General features: G+C 31.7%; 19 protein-coding genes and 1 riboswitch. Of the genes, 18 read left to right on the top strand and 1 reads right to left on the bottom strand.

The features are described from left to right. Positions 1-11 precede the first annotated feature (11 nt). The 18 genes from ptb to fabZ all read left to right on the top strand — a co-directional run bounded on the left by ptb (position 12) and on the right by fabZ (position 17544). Complete coding sequence (ptb, locus tag ACTG45_RS01115) at positions 12-914, top strand: phosphate butyryltransferase (protein WP_021382540.1); 903 nt, start codon at positions 12-14, stop codon at positions 912-914. 21 nt (positions 915-935) lie between these two features. Then, positions 936-2015: a butyrate kinase gene (buk, locus tag ACTG45_RS01120; RefSeq protein ID WP_479917879.1), complete on the top strand. Its 1080-nt coding sequence runs from the start codon at positions 936-938 to the stop codon at positions 2013-2015. Beyond that, the gene (locus ACTG45_RS01125) at positions 2005-2682 is read left to right on the top strand and encodes a hypothetical protein (protein ID WP_021382542.1); all 678 of its coding nucleotides are present in this window, start codon (positions 2005-2007) and stop codon (positions 2680-2682) included. The genes buk and ACTG45_RS01125 overlap by 11 nt, the downstream gene beginning before the upstream one ends. Positions 2683-2724: 42 nt before the next feature. Next, complete coding sequence (locus ACTG45_RS01130) at positions 2725-2940, top strand: 4Fe-4S binding protein (protein WP_021382532.1); 216 nt, start codon at positions 2725-2727, stop codon at positions 2938-2940. Positions 2941-2968: 28 nt separating this feature from the next. Then, complete coding sequence (locus ACTG45_RS01135; protein ID WP_021382548.1) at positions 2969-4048, top strand: 3-methyl-2-oxobutanoate dehydrogenase subunit VorB; 1080 nt, start codon at positions 2969-2971, stop codon at positions 4046-4048. Then, positions 4048-4800, top strand: coding sequence for a thiamine pyrophosphate-dependent enzyme (locus ACTG45_RS01140; RefSeq protein ID WP_003420710.1), 753 nt, complete (start codon positions 4048-4050; stop codon positions 4798-4800). Before ACTG45_RS01135 ends, ACTG45_RS01140 begins: the two co-directional genes overlap by 1 nt. Further along, positions 4801-5358, top strand: coding sequence for a 2-oxoacid:acceptor oxidoreductase family protein (locus tag ACTG45_RS01145; protein ID WP_021382553.1), 558 nt, complete (start codon positions 4801-4803; stop codon positions 5356-5358). Between the two features lie 170 nt (positions 5359-5528). Beyond that, positions 5529-6875, top strand: coding sequence for a phosphoglucosamine mutase (gene glmM, locus ACTG45_RS01150; RefSeq protein WP_479919656.1), 1347 nt, complete (start codon positions 5529-5531; stop codon positions 6873-6875). A gap of 268 nt (positions 6876-7143) precedes the next feature. Then, entirely contained in the window at positions 7144-8976 is a 1833-nt protein-coding gene (gene glmS / locus ACTG45_RS01155; protein ID WP_479919657.1) for a glutamine--fructose-6-phosphate transaminase (isomerizing), read from the top strand. A 215-nt stretch (positions 8977-9191) separates the two neighbouring features. Further along, a complete protein-coding gene (locus ACTG45_RS01160; protein ID WP_021382558.1) occupies positions 9192-10493 on the top strand; it encodes a rhodanese-like domain-containing protein in 1302 nt (433 codons plus the stop codon). Between the two features lie 184 nt (positions 10494-10677). After that, the gene (locus ACTG45_RS01165) at positions 10678-11547 is read left to right on the top strand and encodes a 4Fe-4S binding protein (RefSeq protein WP_479919658.1); all 870 of its coding nucleotides are present in this window, start codon (positions 10678-10680) and stop codon (positions 11545-11547) included. Positions 11548-11633: 86 nt separating this feature from the next. Then, positions 11634-12368 (top strand): YwmB family TATA-box binding protein, encoded by a 735-nt coding sequence (locus ACTG45_RS01170; protein WP_021382552.1) that lies wholly within the window; start codon positions 11634-11636, stop codon positions 12366-12368. Positions 12369-12388: 20 nt separating this feature from the next. Beyond that, entirely contained in the window at positions 12389-13642 is a 1254-nt protein-coding gene (gene murA, locus ACTG45_RS01175; RefSeq protein WP_003420721.1) for a UDP-N-acetylglucosamine 1-carboxyvinyltransferase, read from the top strand. 86 nt (positions 13643-13728) lie between these two features. Next, a complete protein-coding gene (gene spoIID / locus ACTG45_RS01180) occupies positions 13729-14793 on the top strand; it encodes a stage II sporulation protein D (RefSeq protein WP_479917883.1) in 1065 nt (354 codons plus the stop codon). Positions 14794-14858: 65 nt separating this feature from the next. Then, complete coding sequence (locus tag ACTG45_RS01185; protein ID WP_021382550.1) at positions 14859-15527, top strand: M23 family metallopeptidase; 669 nt, start codon at positions 14859-14861, stop codon at positions 15525-15527. 97 nt (positions 15528-15624) lie between these two features. Then, positions 15625-15885 carry a sporulation transcriptional regulator SpoIIID gene (spoIIID, locus tag ACTG45_RS01190; protein WP_044212029.1) on the top strand — a complete coding sequence of 87 codons (261 nt, stop codon included), beginning with the start codon at positions 15625-15627 and terminating at the stop codon, positions 15883-15885. Between the two features lie 195 nt (positions 15886-16080). Then, positions 16081-17100: a rod shape-determining protein MreB gene (gene mreB, locus ACTG45_RS01195; RefSeq protein ID WP_021382530.1), complete on the top strand. Its 1020-nt coding sequence runs from the start codon at positions 16081-16083 to the stop codon at positions 17098-17100. Between the two features lie 15 nt (positions 17101-17115). Next, positions 17116-17544, top strand: coding sequence for a 3-hydroxyacyl-ACP dehydratase FabZ (gene fabZ, locus ACTG45_RS01200; RefSeq protein ID WP_003425446.1), 429 nt, complete (start codon positions 17116-17118; stop codon positions 17542-17544). A 110-nt stretch (positions 17545-17654) separates the two neighbouring features. Here the strand turns inward: fabZ and yyaC are convergent, their stop codons facing one another. Next, positions 17655-18164 carry a spore protease YyaC gene (yyaC, locus tag ACTG45_RS01205; RefSeq protein WP_021382545.1) on the bottom strand — a complete coding sequence of 170 codons (510 nt, stop codon included), beginning with the start codon at positions 18162-18164 and terminating at the stop codon, positions 17655-17657. Between the two features lie 188 nt (positions 18165-18352). Beyond that, a riboswitch (SAM riboswitch) is annotated at positions 18353-18456 on the top strand. Positions 18457-18564 lie beyond the last annotated feature (108 nt).

Below are 18564 nucleotides of genomic sequence, written 5' to 3' on the forward strand. Positions count from 1 at the left end.
GGTGGAAATGCATGAAAAGCTTTGAAGAAGTAATTAAGTTTGCAAAAGAAAGAGGACCTAAAACTATATCAGTAGCATGTTGTCAAGATAAAGAAGTTTTAATGGCAGTTGAGATGGCTAGAAAAGAAAAAATAGCAGATGCTATTTTAGTAGGTGATATAGAAAAGACTAAAGAAATTGCAAAAAGCATAGACATGGATATCGAAAATTATGAACTGATAGATATAAAAGATTTAGCAGAAGCATCTCTAAAATCTGTTGAATTAGTTTCACAAGGAAAAGCCGACATGGTAATGAAAGGCTTAGTAGACACATCAATAATACTAAAAGCAGTTTTAAACAAAGAAGTAGGTCTTAGAACTGGAAATGTATTGAGTCACGTAGCAGTATTTGATGTAGAGGGATATGACAGATTATTTTTCATAACTGACGCAGCTATGAATTTAGCTCCTGATACAAATACTAAAAAGCAAATCATAGAAAATGCTTGTACAGTAGCACATTCACTAGATATAAACGAACCAAAAGTTGCTGCAATATGCGCAAAAGAAAAAGTAAATCCAAAAATGAAAGATACAGTTGAAGCTAAAGAACTGGAAGAAATGTATGAAAGAGGAGAAATCAAAGGTTGTATGGTTGGTGGACCTTTTGCAATTGATAACGCAGTCTCTTTAGAAGCAGCTAAACATAAAGGTATAAATCATCCTGTAGCAGGAAGAGCTGATATACTGTTAGCTCCAGATATCGAAGGTGGTAACATATTATATAAAGCTTTGGTATTCTTCTCAAAATCAAAAAATGCAGGAGTTATAGTTGGGGCTAAAGCACCAATAATACTAACTTCTAGAGCAGACAGCGAAGAAACTAAACTTAACTCAATAGCTTTAGGTGTTTTAATGGCAGCAAAGGCTTAAATTTAAGGGGGAAATAGGCAAATGAGCAAAATATTTAAAATCTTAACAATAAATCCTGGATCGACATCAACTAAAATAGCTGTATTTGATAATGAGGATTTAGTATTTGAAAAAACTTTAAGACATTCCTCAGAAGAAATAGGAAAATATGAGAAAGTGTCAGATCAATTTGAATTCCGTAAACAAGTAATAGAAGAAGCTCTAAAAGAAGGTGGAGTAAAAACATCTGAATTAGATGCTGTAGTAGGTAGAGGAGGACTTCTTAAACCTATAAAAGGTGGTACTTATTCAGTAAGTGCTGGGATGATTGAAGATTTAAAAGTAGGAGTTTTAGGAGAACATGCTTCAAACTTAGGTGGAATAATAGCAAAACAAATAGGTGATGAAGCAAATGTTCCTTCATACATAGTAGACCCTGTTGTTGTGGATGAATTAGAAGATATAGCTAGAATTTCTGGTATGCCTGAAATAAGCAGAGCAAGTGTAGTACATGCTTTAAATCAAAAGGCAATAGCAAGAAGATATGCTAGAGAAATAGGAAATAAATATGAAGATATAAATCTTATAGTTGCTCACATGGGTGGAGGAGTTTCTGTTGGAGCTCATAAAAATGGTAAGATAGTAGATGTTGCAAACGCATTAGATGGAGAAGGACCTTTCTCTCCAGAAAGAAGTGGTGGATTACCAGTAGGGGCATTAGTAAAAATGTGCTTTAGTGGAAAATATACTCAAGATGAAATTAAAAAGAAAATAAAAGGTAATGGCGGATTAGTTGCATACTTAAATACTAATGATGCTAGAGAAGTTGAAGAAAGAATTGAAGCTGGTGATGAAAAAGCTAAATTATTATATGAAGCTATGGCATATCAAATCTCTAAAGAAATAGGAGCTAGTGCAGCCGTTCTTAAGGGAGATGTAAAAGCAATATTATTAACTGGTGGAATCGCATATTCAAAAATGTTTACAGAAATGATTGCAGATAGAGTTAAATTTATAGCAGATGTAAAAGTTTATCCTGGAGAAGATGAAATGATTGCATTAGCTCAAGGTGGACTTAGAGTTTTAACTGGTGAAGAAGAGGCCCAAGTTTATGATAACTAATGATAAAAGAATAAGAATCATAACTGGTCACTATGGAAGTGGTAAAAGTGAATTTGCGATGAACTATGTTGTTAAATTAAGAGATATGGTTTCTGGCAAAGTTGCTATAGCCGATTTAGATGTGGTAAATGTATACTTTAGAACTAGAGAAAAGAAAGAGCTAATGAAATCTTTAGGTATACAACCAATAGATAGCTCAATCAATGCTCCAACATTAGATTTACCAGCAGTATCAGCAGAAGTAATGTCTCCTATGGTGGACCATTCATACAATTCTGTTATAGATTTAGGTGGAGATAATGTAGGTGCTAGAGTTATAGGAAGATTTAGTCATTTGTTAAAAGAAGGCGACTATGATATGCTTTTTGTAATAAATGCAAATAGGGAGAAAACTCAAACTTCTGAAGAAGTTATCCAATATATAAAGGAAATAGAAAAATCTTCTAAGTTAAAGGTAACAGGTCTGATTAATAATACTCATCTCATTAGATTTACTACTATTGATGATGTTTTAAGAGGACAGAAAGTTGCAAAAGAAGTTTCTGAGAAATGTAATATACCTATAAGATATGTTGCGTGTTTAGAAAATCTTGTTGAACAGTTACCAAAAGACATAGAAGGAGAAATTTTTCCTATAAAATTATATATGAGAGAAGATTGGATGTAGTTTGAGCTCAAATATATAGAAAGTTTAAGGAGGCTTAGGTAAATGGCTAAAGGAAAAGTATCTTTTAATGAAGAACGTTGTAAAGGTTGTGGATTATGCGTTGAAGCATGTCCAGTAAAAATCATACAATTAGACTCAAATGTAATAAACAAAAAAGGGTATAACCCAGCAACTGTTTTTGAAATGGAAAAATGCATAGGATGTGCAAGTTGTGCAACTATGTGTCCAGATGTAGTTATAACAGTAGAAAGAGATTAATTTAATTAATATTTAAGGGGGAATTTTAATGGCTAAGATACTTATGAAAGGTAACGAAGCATTTGGAAAAGCAGCTATAGAAGCTGGTTGCAAATATTTCTTCGGTTACCCAATAACTCCACAAAGTGAATTACCAGAATATTTATCAAGAGAGTTACCAAAAATAGGTGGAGCGTTCGTTCAAGCTGAATCAGAAGTTTCTGCGATAAACATGGTTTATGGTGGAGCAGGTGCAGGAGCAAGAGTTATGACTTCTTCATCTTCACCAGGAGTTGCTTTAAAACAAGAAGGTATAACATATGCAGTAGGTGCAGAAGTTCCTTGTGTTGTACTTAACGTAATGAGAGGTGGTCCAGGACTTGGAAGTATACAACCTTCACAAGCTGACTACTTTATGTCTACAAGAGGTGGAGGAAATGGAGACTACAGAACTCCAGTATTCGCACCAGCTACAGTTCAAGAAGCTGTTGATATGATAATGGAAGCTTTTGACGTTGCAGATTACTACAGATCACCAGTTATGGTAGTTGCAGATGGTATGATAGGTCAAATGATGGAGCCAGTTGAATTTAAAGCTCCTGAAAAGAAAAGAGAATTGCCTCCTAAAGATTGGGCAACTGTTGGAACTAAAGGGAAAAGAGTACCTAATGTAATAAACTCTCTATACTTAGAGCCAGAAGTACTAGAAGACCATTGTTGGCATTTACAAGAAAAATTTGAAGCAATGGAAAAAAATGAAGTTCAATACGAAATGTACAAAACAGAAGATGCTGAATTTGTATTTGCAGCTTATGGAACTACTTCAAGAGTAGTAAAAAGCGCAATTGATATATTAAGAGAAGAAGGAATAAAAGCAGGTCTTATAAGACCTAAAGTATTATGGCCATTCCCATTTGAAGCATTTGACCAAATTCCTAATGCTAGAAACATATTAACTGTTGAAATGAGTATGGGACAAATGGTGGAAGATGTTAAAATGGCAGTAGAAGGTAAATTACCAGTTTACTTCCATGGAAGACCAGGAGGAATGACTCCAACACCAGCAGAAATAGTTGAAAAAGCTAAAAAAATTATTGCCGGAGAATTGGTTGCAGGAGGTGCTAGATAATGGCTGTTGTATTTAAGAAAACTGAAGGATTACAAGATACTCAAACTCACTACTGTCCAGGATGTACACATGGTATAATCCATAGATTAGTTGGTGAAGTATTAGAAGAATTAGGAGTATTGGGTGATGCTGTAGGTGTTGTTCCAGTTGGATGTTCAGTTTTAGGATATAAATATTTCAACTGTGACACTCAAGAAGCTGCTCATGGTAGAGCGCCAGCAGCAGCTACAGGAATAAAAAGAGTTCATCCTGAAAATACAGTATTCACTTATCAAGGTGATGGAGACTTAGCTTCAATCGGTACTGCTGAAATAGTTCATGCAGCTGCTAGAGGTGAAAAAATAACTACTATATTCGTAAACAATACAACATATGGTATGACTGGTGGGCAAATGGCTCCAACTACACTAGTTGGACAAAGAGCTACTACTGCTCAATCAGGAAGAAATGCTGAAACTCAAGGTTATCCAATAAGAGTAAGTGAAATGTTAGCTACATTAACAGGAGCTGTATTTGTAGAAAGAGTAGCAGTTGATACTCCAGCTCATGTTAGACAAGCTAAAAAAGCTATAAAGAAAGCATTCCAAGTTCAACAAGCAGGATTAGGATTTGGAATAGTAGAAGTATTATCTACTTGTCCTACAAACTGGGGACTAGCTCCAAATGATGCTTTACAATGGTTAAGAGACAATATGATACCATACTATCCATTAGGAAATTTCAAAAATGTTGAAGTTGAGGAGGTGAAGTAAATGTCTACAGCTAGAGTAATATGTGCAGGCTTCGGAGGCCAAGGTGTTATGTCTATGGGACAATTACTTACTTATGCAGGAATGCTAGAAGGAAAAGAAGTTTCTTGGTTACCATCTTATGGACCAGAAATGCGTGGAGGTACAGCAAACTGTGCAGTAACTGTATCTAGTGAGCCAGTTGGTTCTCCACTTATAACAGATGATGCAACTGCAGCTATATTATTAAACATACCAGCATTTGAAAAATTCAAAGATGATGTTATCCCTGGTGGAAAAATAATAGTAAATAGCTCTTTAATAAAAGAAAAAGTTGATAGAACAGATGTAGATGTTTATTATATACCAGCAAATGAATTAGCAGTTGAGTTAGGAAATGACAAAGTTGCTAATATGATAATGCTAGGGGCTTACTTAAAAGTAGCTGATACTGTAGATATAGAATCTGTATTAGAAGCATTTAAGAAAGTTTTTGGACCTAGAAAAGAAAAATTCGTTCCATTAAACAGAGAAGCTTTACAAAAAGGTATGGATGCTGCATGTTCTGTAGCAACTAACTAATAAAGAAAAAAGATGTCAAAAAAAAGACAATAGAATTATTTCTATTGTCTTTTTTGCTGATAAGTATTAAAATGTTTTTATGACTGAAATTAAGAATATAATGTTATTTTATGAACTATAAAAATATAATACAAATTGCAAGCTTTTCAATTATGAAAGGAGAATCTTTAGTGAGAAAGTATTTTGGAACAGATGGAGTTAGAGGAGTAGCAAATACAGAATTAACATGTGACTTAGCATATAAACTTGGTAGAGCTGGTGGTTTTGTTTTAGCTCAAGGAGACCACAGAGTAAAAGTAGTGGTAGGTAAAGATACGAGAATATCAGGAGATATGTTAGAAGCATCTTTAATAGCAGGTCTTATGTCTGTTGGATGTGATGTTATTACTGTTGGAATAATACCAACACCTGCAGTGGCATATTTAACTAGAAAATATGGTGCTGATTGTGGCGTGGTTATATCTGCATCTCATAATCCTGTTGAATATAATGGAATTAAATTCTTTAATAAGAATGGATATAAATTGGATGATGAAATTGAATTAAAAATAGAAGAATATATAGATGATATAGACAAAATTGAATGTCTACCAATTGGTGAAAATGTAGGACGAAAATTACATGAACATTATGCACAAAGAGACTATGTAGACTATTTGAAATCAATAATAAGCACTGATTTTAAAGGATTAAAAGTAGTATTGGATTGTGCAAATGGTGCATCATATAAAGTAGCACCAATTGTATTTGATGAATTAGGAGCAAGTGTAATTTCAATAAATAGCTCACCAGATGGAAATAATATAAACGATAAATGTGGTTCTACACATCCAGAACAACTTCAAAACGCTGTTTTGGAACATAATGCTGACTTAGGTCTTGCATATGATGGAGATGCTGATAGATTAATTGCTGTAAATGAAAAGGGTCAAATTGTTGATGGAGACCATATAATGATATTGAGTGCTTTAAATTTAAAGAAAAATAATAAATTAGCACAAGACACTTTAGTAGTTACAGTTATGAGTAACATAGGATTAACAATAGCTGCTAAAGAAAATGGAATAAATTTATCTACTACAGCAGTTGGAGATAGATATGTTTTAGAAGACATGGTTAAGAATGGATACAATCTTGGTGGAGAACAATCTGGGCATATGATATTCTTAGATTACAATACAACTGGAGATGGAGTACTTAGTTCTTTAATACTTGCAAATATAATCTTGCAAGAAAAGAAACCTTTATCAGAGCTTGCAGCAATAATGAGTCAATATCCACAAGTATTAGTAAATGCAACAATAAAAAATGAAAATAAAACTAAATATATGGAATATCCAGAAATAAAAACTGAGATAGAAAGAATAGAATCTATTTTAGATGGAAATGGTAGAGTTCTGATAAGACCATCAGGAACTGAGCCATTAGTTAGAGTTATGTTAGAGGGTAAAGAGGAAGGTCAAATAAAAGAATTAGCAACAAATTTAGCTAATCTTATACAAGAAAAATTATCGTAATTTATAAGGGTATTCTCAGGTATAAATACTGAGGGCACCTTTCTAAGCGCCAGAACTTAGTTATAGACATAATTATTAAGTAACATAGGAACTAAGTTGACGAGGTCAGAGTTAATCGAATTGTCGGCGGATGCTCTGCGGTGTGTTTACCATCGAAAGACTTCTTTAAATAATAGGAGTAATCCTATGGACAAAGGGAAGCCAAAGTAAACTTATATGACCTAACTCTTAAAATATATAAATAATATTTTTTAGGAGGACACAAATAATGTGTGGAATAGTTGGATATTTAGGAAGTAGAAAGGCAGCAGAAGTTATAGTAGAAGGACTTTCTAAGTTAGAGTACAGAGGTTATGATTCAGCAGGAGTAGCAGTTAATAACTCTAATGGAGAAGAACTTAACATTAGAAAGTTTAAAGGCAGACTTTCTGTATTGGCAGAGGATTTAGAAAAGAATCCTATTGATGGAAATTTAGGAATAGGGCATACAAGATGGGCAACTCATGGAGAACCATCTGATGTAAACTCACATCCTCATTTTAATCAAGCTAAAACAATAGCAGTTGTTCATAATGGGATAATAGAAAATTATATGGAAATAAAAGAAGAATTAATTTCTGAAGGTGTTAAGTTTGAATCTCAGACAGATACAGAAGTAATAGCACATTTAGTAGATAAATACTATGAAGGTAATTTATTAGATGCTGTATACAAAACTATATCAAAATTAAGAGGAGCTTATGCACTAGGTGTTATATGTAAAGAAGATGGAAATGAATTAGTTGCAGTAAGAAAAGATAGTCCTCTTGTAGTTGGCGTTGGTGAAGGCGAAAACTTTATAGCATCAGATATACCTGCTTTATTAAAGTATACTAGAGATGTTTATTTCTTAGAAAATGGAGAGATAGTTCATTTAAAGGATGAAAATGTAACAGTTTATGATTCTAATAGAAATCTAGTAGAAAAAGAAGTATTCCATGTAACTTGGGATGTAGAGGCTGCATCTAAAGGTGGATATGATTACTTTATGTCAAAAGAAATTCACGAGCAACCAACAGGTGTTAGAGAAACTCTAGAAAGAAGACTTGATGACAATGGAAGTATAGTTTTAGATAGTATAAATATTTCTAAAGAAGATTTAGATAAAATAAATAAGGTTTATATAGTGGCTTGTGGAACAGCATATAATGCTGGATTACTTGGTAAGTATGCTATAGAAAAATTTGTAAATATACCAGTAATAACTGATATAGCGTCAGAGTTTAGATATAGTGACCCATTTGTAGATGAAAATTCATTAGTAATATTAGTTAGTCAATCTGGAGAGACAGCAGATACTCTAGCAGTATTAAGAGATTCAAAAGCTAAAGGAGCAAGAATACTTTCTATAACTAATGTTGTAGGTTCGTCTATAGCTAGAGAATCAGATGATGTTTTCTATACTTGGGCAGGTCCTGAAGTAGCAGTTGCATCAACTAAGGCATATACTACTCAAATAACTTCTCTATATATGATAGCTCTAGATTTTGCTATTAAAAAAGGAACAATAAATAGAGAATTTTATGATAGTATGATTTCTAAGATGAAAGAAATACCATCAAAAATACAAGAAATACTAGATAATGAAGAGTATATAAAAGAAATTGCTAAAACAGTTGTGAGTTCTGACCATGCATTCTATTTAGGAAGAGGAATAGATTATAGTTTAGCAATGGAAGGTTCATTAAAGTTAAAAGAGATTTCATATATACACGCAGAAGCTTTTGCAGCAGGAGAATTAAAGCATGGAACAATAGCTTTAATAGAAAAAGGAACTCCTGTAATTGCTATAGCTACTCAAGAAAAATTATTTGAAAAAATGGTTTCTAATATGGAAGAAGTAAGGGCAAGAGGAGCTTATGTAGTAGCAATAGCTCAAAGTCATAATAAAGATGTTGAGAAATCTGCTGATAAAATAATCTATATACCAAACTCAGATGATATTTTATCTCCTATATTAGCTGTTGTACCAATGCAGTTACTTGCTTACCATGTTTCTGTATTAAGAGGATGCGATGTTGATAAACCAAGAAATCTAGCAAAATCAGTAACAGTTGAATAAAAATATATTAAAAATTAAATAGATAATATTTATTAAAAAGCTCATTCTATTGTTTGTAATCTATAGGATGAGTTTTTTTATGAGGTTTAAATATATTTTTTTTGTTATAATTAATCTAACACCTTATAAGAAAATAGTTTTAACATAGTGAAATGATTTGAAATAAAAAATACTATGATTTGAAATAAAAAATACTATAAATAGGAGAATAAATTATGTCAGATGATTTTAAAAAGAAAAATAGAGAAGATTTTTTTGTTAATCTTGAATCAATTTCTACTGAGGTCTTACAAGAAAAGGTACAAGACAAATCTTGGATTATAATTGATACTCGTTTAAATGATGCCTACAATGGATGGAAGTTAGATGGAGTAAAAAGAGGTGGACATATAAAAGGTGCTGTAGACTTTTCTGCTAATTGGTTAAGTGTATACTCAGATAAAAAAGATAAAGTGCTAGAACAAGCACTGAGAACTAAAGGAATTGATTTAAATAAAAATATAGTATTATATGATGCAAATGGAAAAGATGCTTTGCTTGTAGCAGATTATTTGTTTAAAAAAGGATATAAATATTTATATAAATATGATATTAAGCAATGGGCAGAGAATGATAACCTTCCAATGGAAAGATATAAAAATTATCAAATGATAGTTCCAGCTTCTATAATAAAAAAGATACTCGATGGAGGAATACCTGAGACATTTGAAAACTCCAAGAATATAAAAATGATTGAAGCAAGTTGGGGAGAAGAAAAAGAATCGTATGCAAAAGGGCATATACCTACAAGCATTCATATAAATACTGATATTATAGAACCTCCTCCAACATGGATGCTTGATAATGATGATAATCTAACTCAGTTTGCTTTGGATTATGGGTTCACAAAAGATGATACTGTAATAGTTTCAAGTAGTACAACTATGGCATCTTACAGATTGGCTGTTATATTGAGATATATAGGAGTAAAAGATGTAAGGGTATTAAATGGTGGAATAGATTCATGGATATCAGCAGGATATGAATTAGAAGTTACTAGTAACTCAAGGCATTCATGTACTAATTTTGGAGCAAATATACCCGTTAATCCACAATTAATAGTTACAACAACCGAATTAAAACAAAAACTAAAAGAAAAAAATAAATGTGCATTAATAGATATTCGTACTTGGGATGAGCATATAGGTAAAATATCTGGATATACATATTATGATAAAAAGGGACGTGTCCCAGGTGCTTTATATGGACATTCGGGGAGTGATAGTGTTTCACTAGAAGAATATCGTAATATTGATAATACAATGAGAAACAAATATGAGATTTTAGAAATGTGGAATGAAGAAAGTATAGATATGAATAAACAGCTTATATTTATGTGTGGAAGCGGCTGGCGTGCTGCTGAAGTATTAACCTATGCAAATGTAATAGGTGTTGAAGAAACCTCTCTTTATAGCGATGGATGGATGGGATGGAGTCTTGATAACTCAAATCTAATTGAAGTTGGAGAACACAAATAGAGTCAGTCTTTAAAAGTACAATAGAATTATTTAATATATAAGGTATATTTAATTTATTAAGTTGAATATACCTTTGTTATGTTTTAAAATATAAACAGAGTTAGAATATGATTATATAAATGTGGACTTATTTAAACATATTATTAGCAGTATAAAATTATAAATATAATATGAGGTGTGAAATATGATTAGCAAAGATGAAAAAGCAAAGTTGAAAGCAGAAGGTATATTAGCCCAAAGCCAAGAAGGATATTTCTCAATAAGAATATTGAGTAGAGCTGGAAACTTTACAGCAGAACAACTTAACAACTTATCAAAGTTATCTGAAAAATATGGCAGAGGTTATTTAGGGGTTACTACTAGATTAGCTATGGAAATACCATGGATAAAATATGAAGATATAGATTTAATAAAAGGAGATTTGAAGGCTGTAGGTCTAGAACATGGTGGTACAGGGAAAAAAGTAAGACCACTAGTTGCATGTAAAGGTACTGTATGTCAACATGGAATATATGATACACAAGAGTTATGTGGAAAGTTACATGATTCATATTTTGGATATGATTTACCATCTAAGACTAAGATTACTTTAGTTGGATGTCCAAACAATTGTGCAAAGGCTAATACTAATGATGTAGGTATTGTAGGACAAGCATATGTAAAATTTAATGAAGATAAATGTAAGAATTGTGGACTATGTACATCATCTTGTAGACAAAAATCAGTATATATGGAAAATAAGAAACTAGTGTGGAATAAAGACGAGTGTGTAAATTGTGGGAAATGTGCTGAGGTATGTCCATTTGGAGCTATGGAAGTTGATAAAAAAGGATTAGCTGTCTATCTTGGTGGTAGAATGGGAAGAGGTTATAGATTTGGAGACAGACTTGGCAATCTGTATACAGAAGATAATATAGAAGAATTAGTTCAAGATGTATTTGATACATATAAACATTTAGCAAGTCCAGGAGAAAGAATAAGTAAAGTATTAGAAAGAATTGGTATTGAAGAATTTGAGAAACATTTAATGAATACAAAATCCAAAAATGCATAAAAATACATATTGAGGAAGTATATCTCTCTTAAATTTGTTAATAATTCTGTTATACAGAAAAACATATTTAAGGGGGATTTTTTATTATGAAAAGGATAAGATTAGCTATATGCTTTTTTATATTAATGATTATAGGAATGACAATATCTTATGCAGATACAAGTATAAATACTAGATATAATAGATTAACTAATGCACTTGAAATTTCGGAAGCAGATTTTAAATTTTATAATGTAAAAATCAATTCTGTTATAAATTATAATTTATCAAATAAAGAATTTCGTAATATTTTTATAGAAATAATTAACAATCTAAAGTTGGATGAAAAAGGAATAAATTGGAATCAAAAAGGGTATGGCAATAAAATGCAATTATGTGCTACTATAAAAGGTAGCGATAAAGAAATTTCTATAAAAGGAATAAATAAAAATAATAAAGAAGGTTACATAATAGTTGACATATTGGACAACAAAGTATATAAACATAAAGAGGATATTTATCGTAACGTAGAAAACGTGTTAAATAAATATTCATCTCAAGTAGATGTGTCTGCTTGCATTGTTGGAGAATACACAAAAAGGTTACAAAACAACAAATATGATGATATTTTACAAGAAATATTATATAATATGAGTGCTAAGCAAATAGATAAAGTGAAAGACGTAAACTTTTTATCAATAACAGCATATAGTAAAGTATTAAATGATGATTTAGACTATTTAGGGGAAAAAATTAATTTAAATATAGGAATTAAATATAATGAGGATAATGGAAAAACACTCATATATATTGCCACACCAATTATAAAATTAGATTATTAATTATGAGGAGATCAAAAAATATGGCTAAGATAATAGTAAAAAAGAGTAATCCACTTAAAGGTAGTGTTAAAATAGATGGTGCAAAAAATGCAGTTTTACCAATAATAGCAGCAACTTTATTAGCGAACGGAAAATCAACATTGAATGGAGTACCAAATTTAAGAGACGTTCATGTAATATCAGATTTATTAAGACATGTAGGAGCAGAGGTTGAATATAAAGAAAATACACTTACTGTTGATGCAAGTAATATAAAAACTTGTGAAGCTCCATATGAGCTTGTAAGAAAGATGAGAGCTTCTTTTTTGGTTATGGGACCATTACTTGCTAGATTTAATAGTACAAAAATTTCTATGCCAGGAGGTTGTGCTATAGGAACAAGACCTATAGATTTACATTTAAAAGGATTTAAAGCTTTAGGTGCAAAGATAGAAATGGACCATGGTTTTGTTGAAGCAGCGACAGAAAAATTAGTAGGAAATAAATTGTATCTAGATTTTCCATCTGTTGGAGCAACTGAAAATATAATGATGGCAGCTTCTTTAGCAGAAGGTACTACAATAATAGAAAATGCAGCAGAAGAGCCAGAAATAGTAGATTTAGCAAACTTTTTGAACGAAATGGGAGCAGATGTTAAAGGTGCAGGTACTAACACTATAAAGATAAAAGGTGTCAAAGAGTTAAAAGGAGCAGAACATAATGTAATACCAGACAGAATAGAAGCAGCAACTTATATGGTTGCAGCGGCTATGACAAAAGGTGATATAACTGTTGAAAATGTTTTAATGGAGCATTTAAAGCCAGTTGTGGCTAAATTAAGAGAAGCTGGTTGCGAAATCACAGAGATGGACAATTCTGTTAGAGTAGTAGGTCCAAAAGTGTTAAAACCAATAGATATAAAGACTTTGCCACATCCAGGGTTTCCTACAGATGTTCAAGCACAATTTATGGCTATGCTTACTGTAGCAAATGGAACTGGTGTAGTTATAGAAACTGTTTTTGAAAATAGATTTATGCATGTTGCTGAGTTTAATAGAATGGGCGCTAATATAAAAATAGATGGAAGAAGTGCAGTTGTTAATGGTGTAGATGAATTGCATGGTGCAGCAGTAAATGCTACTGATTTAAGAGCAGGTGCCGCCCTTATTTTATGCGGTCTTATAGCAGAAGGAGAAACTCAAATAGGAGAAATATACCATATTCAAAGAGGTTATGTTGATATAGATAAAAAGATAACAGCATTAGGTGGTCAAATCGAAATAGTAGAAGATTAATAATTGGTTTAGAGAAGAAAGTTATAAATTAATAGGGTTGTTCATATACTTAAATACAAGGTTTTAAAAGCTAAGGAGGAGAGTATATGAAGAACCCATTGGTTGTTTTGTTAGGATTCGTGACTTGTTCTGTATTAGTTCCATCACTTATAACTTTAGTTTCTTATAAAAATGTAGAACTAACTCAAAAACCAGAGAAATCAGTATCTATAAACAAAACTATTAAAAAAAGTGATATCAAAGACGAAGGTAATAAAGAAGAAAAAAAGATAGTGAACTATGAAACTGTAAATAAAAAAACACCAATCATCAATGTGTACAATCATATAACAGGAAAAGTTGAAAAAATGGACATGGAGAATTACTTATGTGGAGTAATAGCTGGTGAGATGTCTTCAGAGTTTGACATAGAAGCGCTAAAAGCTCAAGCTGTGGCAGCTAGAACATATGTAGTATATAAGCAGGAACATGAGAAACCAAGTAAACATAAAAATGCGGTAGTATGTACTGACTACAAACACTGTCAAGAATACAAGAGTTATGATACTCTTAAAAAGTTGAATGGTGAAGAATGGATTAAGAATAAATACTCTAAAATCCAAGAAGCTGTCAGAGGAACTAAAGGACAGATAATAACTTATAGTGATAAAGCAATACTTCCTCTTTACTTTTCTACATCTTCAGGAAAAACAGAAAACAGTGAAGAAGTATTTTCTGCAAAATATCCTTATCTAAAATCTGTAGAAAGTCCTTATGATAAGTATTCTCCTAAGTTTGCATCTACACTTAAAATAAGTAATACAGACTTTGTTAAGAGTCTTAGAAGAGCATATAGCACTATTGTAATAGATACAAATAATTTAAGCAAACAAGTCTCAATAACTCAAAGAAGTGATGCAGGAACTGTAGAAAAAATAAAATTAGGAAATAAAGAGTTGACTGGAAAAGACATTAGAACTGTTTTTAAGTTAAACTCTGCCAACTTTGACATAAAATTTGGAGAAGGATACATAGATTTTGTAGTAAAAGGATATGGGCATGGTGTTGGTATGAGCCAGTGGGGAGCAGAAGGAATGGCAGAAGAAGGCTATAAATATTATGACATATTATCACATTACTACACAGATACAAAAATAAAAGATATATACTAATAATTGTATAAAATACCAAAAACACGTCAATAATCCAAATGTAGAAATATATTTGGAGGTGCAAAATGAAGAAAAAGCTGTTAGAAAAAGATGGTTTTTATTTATCTTTATTTGTATGTGTTTGTTTATTAGCAGTAGGTGGAGTTTGGTTTACAAATAATAATGTAGATAAATTAGCTTCTAATAAAGGCATGATGGAAAATGCTAATAAAGATAGTGAAGAGGAAATACATTTAATTGAAAAAGACAAGAAAGATGCTATTCCTACTGCAACAGATTCAAAACAAAACTTAGAAAAAGCTAAGTCAAAAGAAGAAAATAAGTCAAGTACAACAAAATTAAACTACATTGGAGATAAGATAATAAGAGGATATTCAGAAAAAGAACCTAGTTACTCTAAAACACTAGATGTCTGGGAAACTCATAAAGGTGTAGATGTTAGTTGTACTAAGGGTAAAGAAATAAAATCTCTATTAAACGGAATGGTAGTAGATGTATTTGATGATGAAGAATATGGAAAATCAGTAAAAATAAAAAGTGACAATAATATTGTAGTTGTATATTCAAACTTAGATGAAAATGTTAGTGTTAAAAAAGAACAGAAGGTAACAGAAGGACAATCTCTAGGTACTGTAGGAAGCACTTCTCAAGTAGAGAGTGAAGAGGGCATACATGTACACTTAGAGGCATATAACGGAGAGAAATCTATAGACCCAATGAGTCTAATTAAGTAAAAGTATAACAAGTTTAATCATATTTGGTTAAGCTTGTTATATTTTTTGGTGTTTTTACATATATATCATTAAAGCTATTATGTGAGGGGGGTAATCTTTGAGATCTCATATAGAGGAAAGGGCCATAGTGGTAGCAAAATATATACTTGAAAAAAACACTACAGTAAGACAAACCGCCAAGACATTTGGAGTAAGTAAAAGTACAATTCACAAGGATGTTACAGAAAGATTGAAGGAAATAAATCCATCCCTTGCCAAAGAAGTTAAAAGTGTGCTAGACAAGAATAAATCAGAGAGACATATTAGAGGGGGATTAGCAACTAAATTAAAGTATGAGAAGGAACATAAAAAAATGTAGGTTAAAAACCTACTTTTTTTATTGAATTAGATTATTGTAATAAATATATTAAATAATTATAAATAGCAGAATAATAATACTCTTAAAACATTTATTTTCTCTTGATTAAAGCGAGATTTTTGTATATGCTTTATTATAGGAGTATTAAAATAGACTTATAATATAATCTAATATATAAATGAAGGAGTTGAAAAAATGGCTGGAGCTGATATAGGCATAGATTTAGGTACTGCAAATGTACTTGTTTATGTTAGTGGTAAGGGAATCGTTTTAGAAGAACCATCTGTTGTAGCAATAGATAATAGGACAGATTCTGTTTTAGCTGTGGGAGAAGAAGCTAAAAAAATGATAGGAAGAACACCAAGTAATATAGTTGCTATAAGACCTTTAAGAGATGGTGTAATTTCTGATTATGATGTAACTGAAAAGATGTTAAAATCTTTTATAGATAAGATAGTTGATAAAAAAGGATTTGGAAGATTCTTCATGCCAAGGATTATGGTATGTGTACCAACGGGTGTCACAGAAGTAGAAAAAAGAGCAGTAGAGGATGCTACTAGACAAGCCGGAGCTAGAGAAGTATATATCATAGAAGAACCAATAGCAGCAGCCATAGGGGCTGGAGTAGACATATCACAGCCTAATGGGAATATGATTATAGATATTGGTGGTGGGACTGTAGACATAGCCGTAATATCTCTAGGAGGAGCTGTTGTAAGTGAATCTATAAAAGTTGGTGGGGATAGATTTGATGATTCTATAGTTAAGTATATGAAAAAACAACACAACCTTCTTATAGGAGAAAGAACAGCAGAGAAAATCAAATTTGAAATTGGTTCTGCATTTAAGAGAGAAGAAGAAAAATATATGAAGATAACAGGAAGAAACTTAATTACAGGACTTCCTAGTTCTATAACTATAAATTCAACAGAAATGCTAGAAGCTCTTAGAGAATGTGTTGAGCAAATAGTAGTTGCCACTCATGCTGTTTTAGAAAAAACACCTCCTGAGTTAGCAGCAGACATAGGAGATGTTGGTATAATAATGACTGGCGGAGGTTCATTATTATATGGATTAGATAAAATAATAGAACAGAGAACAGGGATAACTGTTACAATAGCAGAGGAGCCATTGTCTTGTGTTGCAAAAGGTACAGGAATAGCTTTGGGTTCAATAGACTTACTTGAAACAGGTGGGTCTTTTAGAAGAAAATAATTAGGAGAGTTTATAATGCTAAATATAGATGAAATAAAAAAATTAATACCACATAGATATCCATTTTTATTGGTGGACAAGATTACAGAACTAGAAGTTGGAAAAAGAGCTGTTGGTATAAAAAATGTAACAGTTAACGAGCCATTTTTTCAAGGTCACTTTCCAGAATATCCATTAATGCCAGGAGTTTTGATAGTAGAGGCTTTGGCACAAGTGTGTGGAGTTGCAATGATGTCTGTAGAGGAAAATAAAGGAAAATTAGGTGTATTTGCAGGTATAGATAAAGTTAGAATTAAGAGAGAAGTAAGACCAGGAGATACATTAACTATGGAAGTTGAAATGACAACTCTTAGAAGAAATATAGCTAAGGCAGATGCTAAAGCATATGTTGGTGAAGAGCTTGTCTGTAAAGGTGAATTAATGTTTGCTTTGGTTGAAAAGTAAAAACTAACAACATAAGAGTAAAAAGGTAGATAATTTGGAGTATTTAATCAGATACTCTAAAATATCTACCTTTTTATATAAAGAATTTTATCGGTTACTTCACATTGGACTTAGGTGGATACTAATAAAGCTAAAGCTATTGTTTCAGCTAAGTCCAATATAAAGCTAAGACGTATATTATTAAATGAAAGTCTATTGTTTTCATCAATTTTATCTACAATTCCCACTATAGAATAATTTCCTATTTGAGGTAGTTTTTTGCCAACACCTTTTCCGGGCAGGATAGGTCCTTCTCTAATTTGTATATTACCTATGTTACTCTGCGACCCCAAGCAAGCATCTATAGCCAAGAAGTTACCTTGCATATGTGTATTTTTTATAGTATCTAAAGACTCATATATGTTTAAGGCGTGAATAGGGTTATCTAGTGTACCGTAAACGGGGTATTTAAATTTACTGTTCTTAAGTATTGTTCCAACTAAAGGGCCTAAAGTATCACCTATAGCCCTGTCTGTTCCTATGCAAACAACAATCGTATTTTCATTAATTATAGTTTTTAGAACTGAACTTAGCATCTGTATAACATCATCATCGCTGTAATTTACTTTAGCTAAATACAATAGGAACACCCCCTTCAAAAAAATATATGAATAAAAAACAGTAAAAAGACCTAACTTTAAATTTCAGATAGAGATAATATTTTATTTGTCTTACAAAAAAAGGTATGGGAAAAATATGACTAAAAATCTTGACAAAATTTTAAAAAAATAGTAAGCTAGTAAAGTAAAACAAAACTTAAATCTTGATTACCTTATCAAGAGCGGCTGAGGGATAGGCCCTGTGAAGCCCAGCAACCACCCAAATGGGAAAAGGTGCTAATTCCTACAAGACAAAAGTCTTGAAAGATGAGGTCAGTTAATTAGTATACAATTACGATTATTAACCTCTTCTTATAAAGGAGAGGTTTTTTATTTTGAGTAAAATTTCTAAAATTAAAAATAAGGTAAAACCTATAATAAA

The organism is Clostridioides sp. LIBA-7602 (assembly GCF_056688945.1).

Excerpts from the sequence above, each read along its gene's own strand:
- glmS (WP_479919657.1), top strand. The coding sequence starts at position 7,144 with ATGTGTGGAATAGTTGGATATTTAGGAAGTAGAAAGGCAGCAGAAGTT.
- ACTG45_RS01185 (WP_021382550.1), top strand. The coding sequence starts at position 14,859 with ATGAAGAAAAAGCTGTTAGAAAAAGATGGTTTTTATTTATCTTTATTT.
- murA (WP_003420721.1), top strand. The coding sequence starts at position 12,389 with ATGGCTAAGATAATAGTAAAAAAGAGTAATCCACTTAAAGGTAGTGTT.
- ptb (WP_021382540.1), top strand. The coding sequence starts at position 12 with ATGAAAAGCTTTGAAGAAGTAATTAAGTTTGCAAAAGAAAGAGGACCT.
- ACTG45_RS01140 (WP_003420710.1), top strand. The coding sequence starts at position 4,048 with ATGGCTGTTGTATTTAAGAAAACTGAAGGATTACAAGATACTCAAACT.
- ACTG45_RS01135 (WP_021382548.1), top strand. The coding sequence starts at position 2,969 with ATGGCTAAGATACTTATGAAAGGTAACGAAGCATTTGGAAAAGCAGCT.
- mreB (WP_021382530.1), top strand. The coding sequence starts at position 16,081 with ATGGCTGGAGCTGATATAGGCATAGATTTAGGTACTGCAAATGTACTT.
- ACTG45_RS01130 (WP_021382532.1), top strand. The coding sequence starts at position 2,725 with ATGGCTAAAGGAAAAGTATCTTTTAATGAAGAACGTTGTAAAGGTTGT.
- buk (WP_479917879.1), top strand. The coding sequence starts at position 936 with ATGAGCAAAATATTTAAAATCTTAACAATAAATCCTGGATCGACATCA.
- spoIID (WP_479917883.1), top strand. The coding sequence starts at position 13,729 with ATGAAGAACCCATTGGTTGTTTTGTTAGGATTCGTGACTTGTTCTGTA.
- fabZ (WP_003425446.1), top strand. The coding sequence starts at position 17,116 with ATGCTAAATATAGATGAAATAAAAAAATTAATACCACATAGATATCCA.
- ACTG45_RS01145 (WP_021382553.1), top strand. The coding sequence starts at position 4,801 with ATGTCTACAGCTAGAGTAATATGTGCAGGCTTCGGAGGCCAAGGTGTT.
- ACTG45_RS01165 (WP_479919658.1), top strand. The coding sequence starts at position 10,678 with ATGATTAGCAAAGATGAAAAAGCAAAGTTGAAAGCAGAAGGTATATTA.
- ACTG45_RS01170 (WP_021382552.1), top strand. The coding sequence starts at position 11,634 with ATGAAAAGGATAAGATTAGCTATATGCTTTTTTATATTAATGATTATA.
- ACTG45_RS01160 (WP_021382558.1), top strand. The coding sequence starts at position 9,192 with ATGTCAGATGATTTTAAAAAGAAAAATAGAGAAGATTTTTTTGTTAAT.
- ACTG45_RS01125 (WP_021382542.1), top strand. The coding sequence starts at position 2,005 with ATGATAACTAATGATAAAAGAATAAGAATCATAACTGGTCACTATGGA.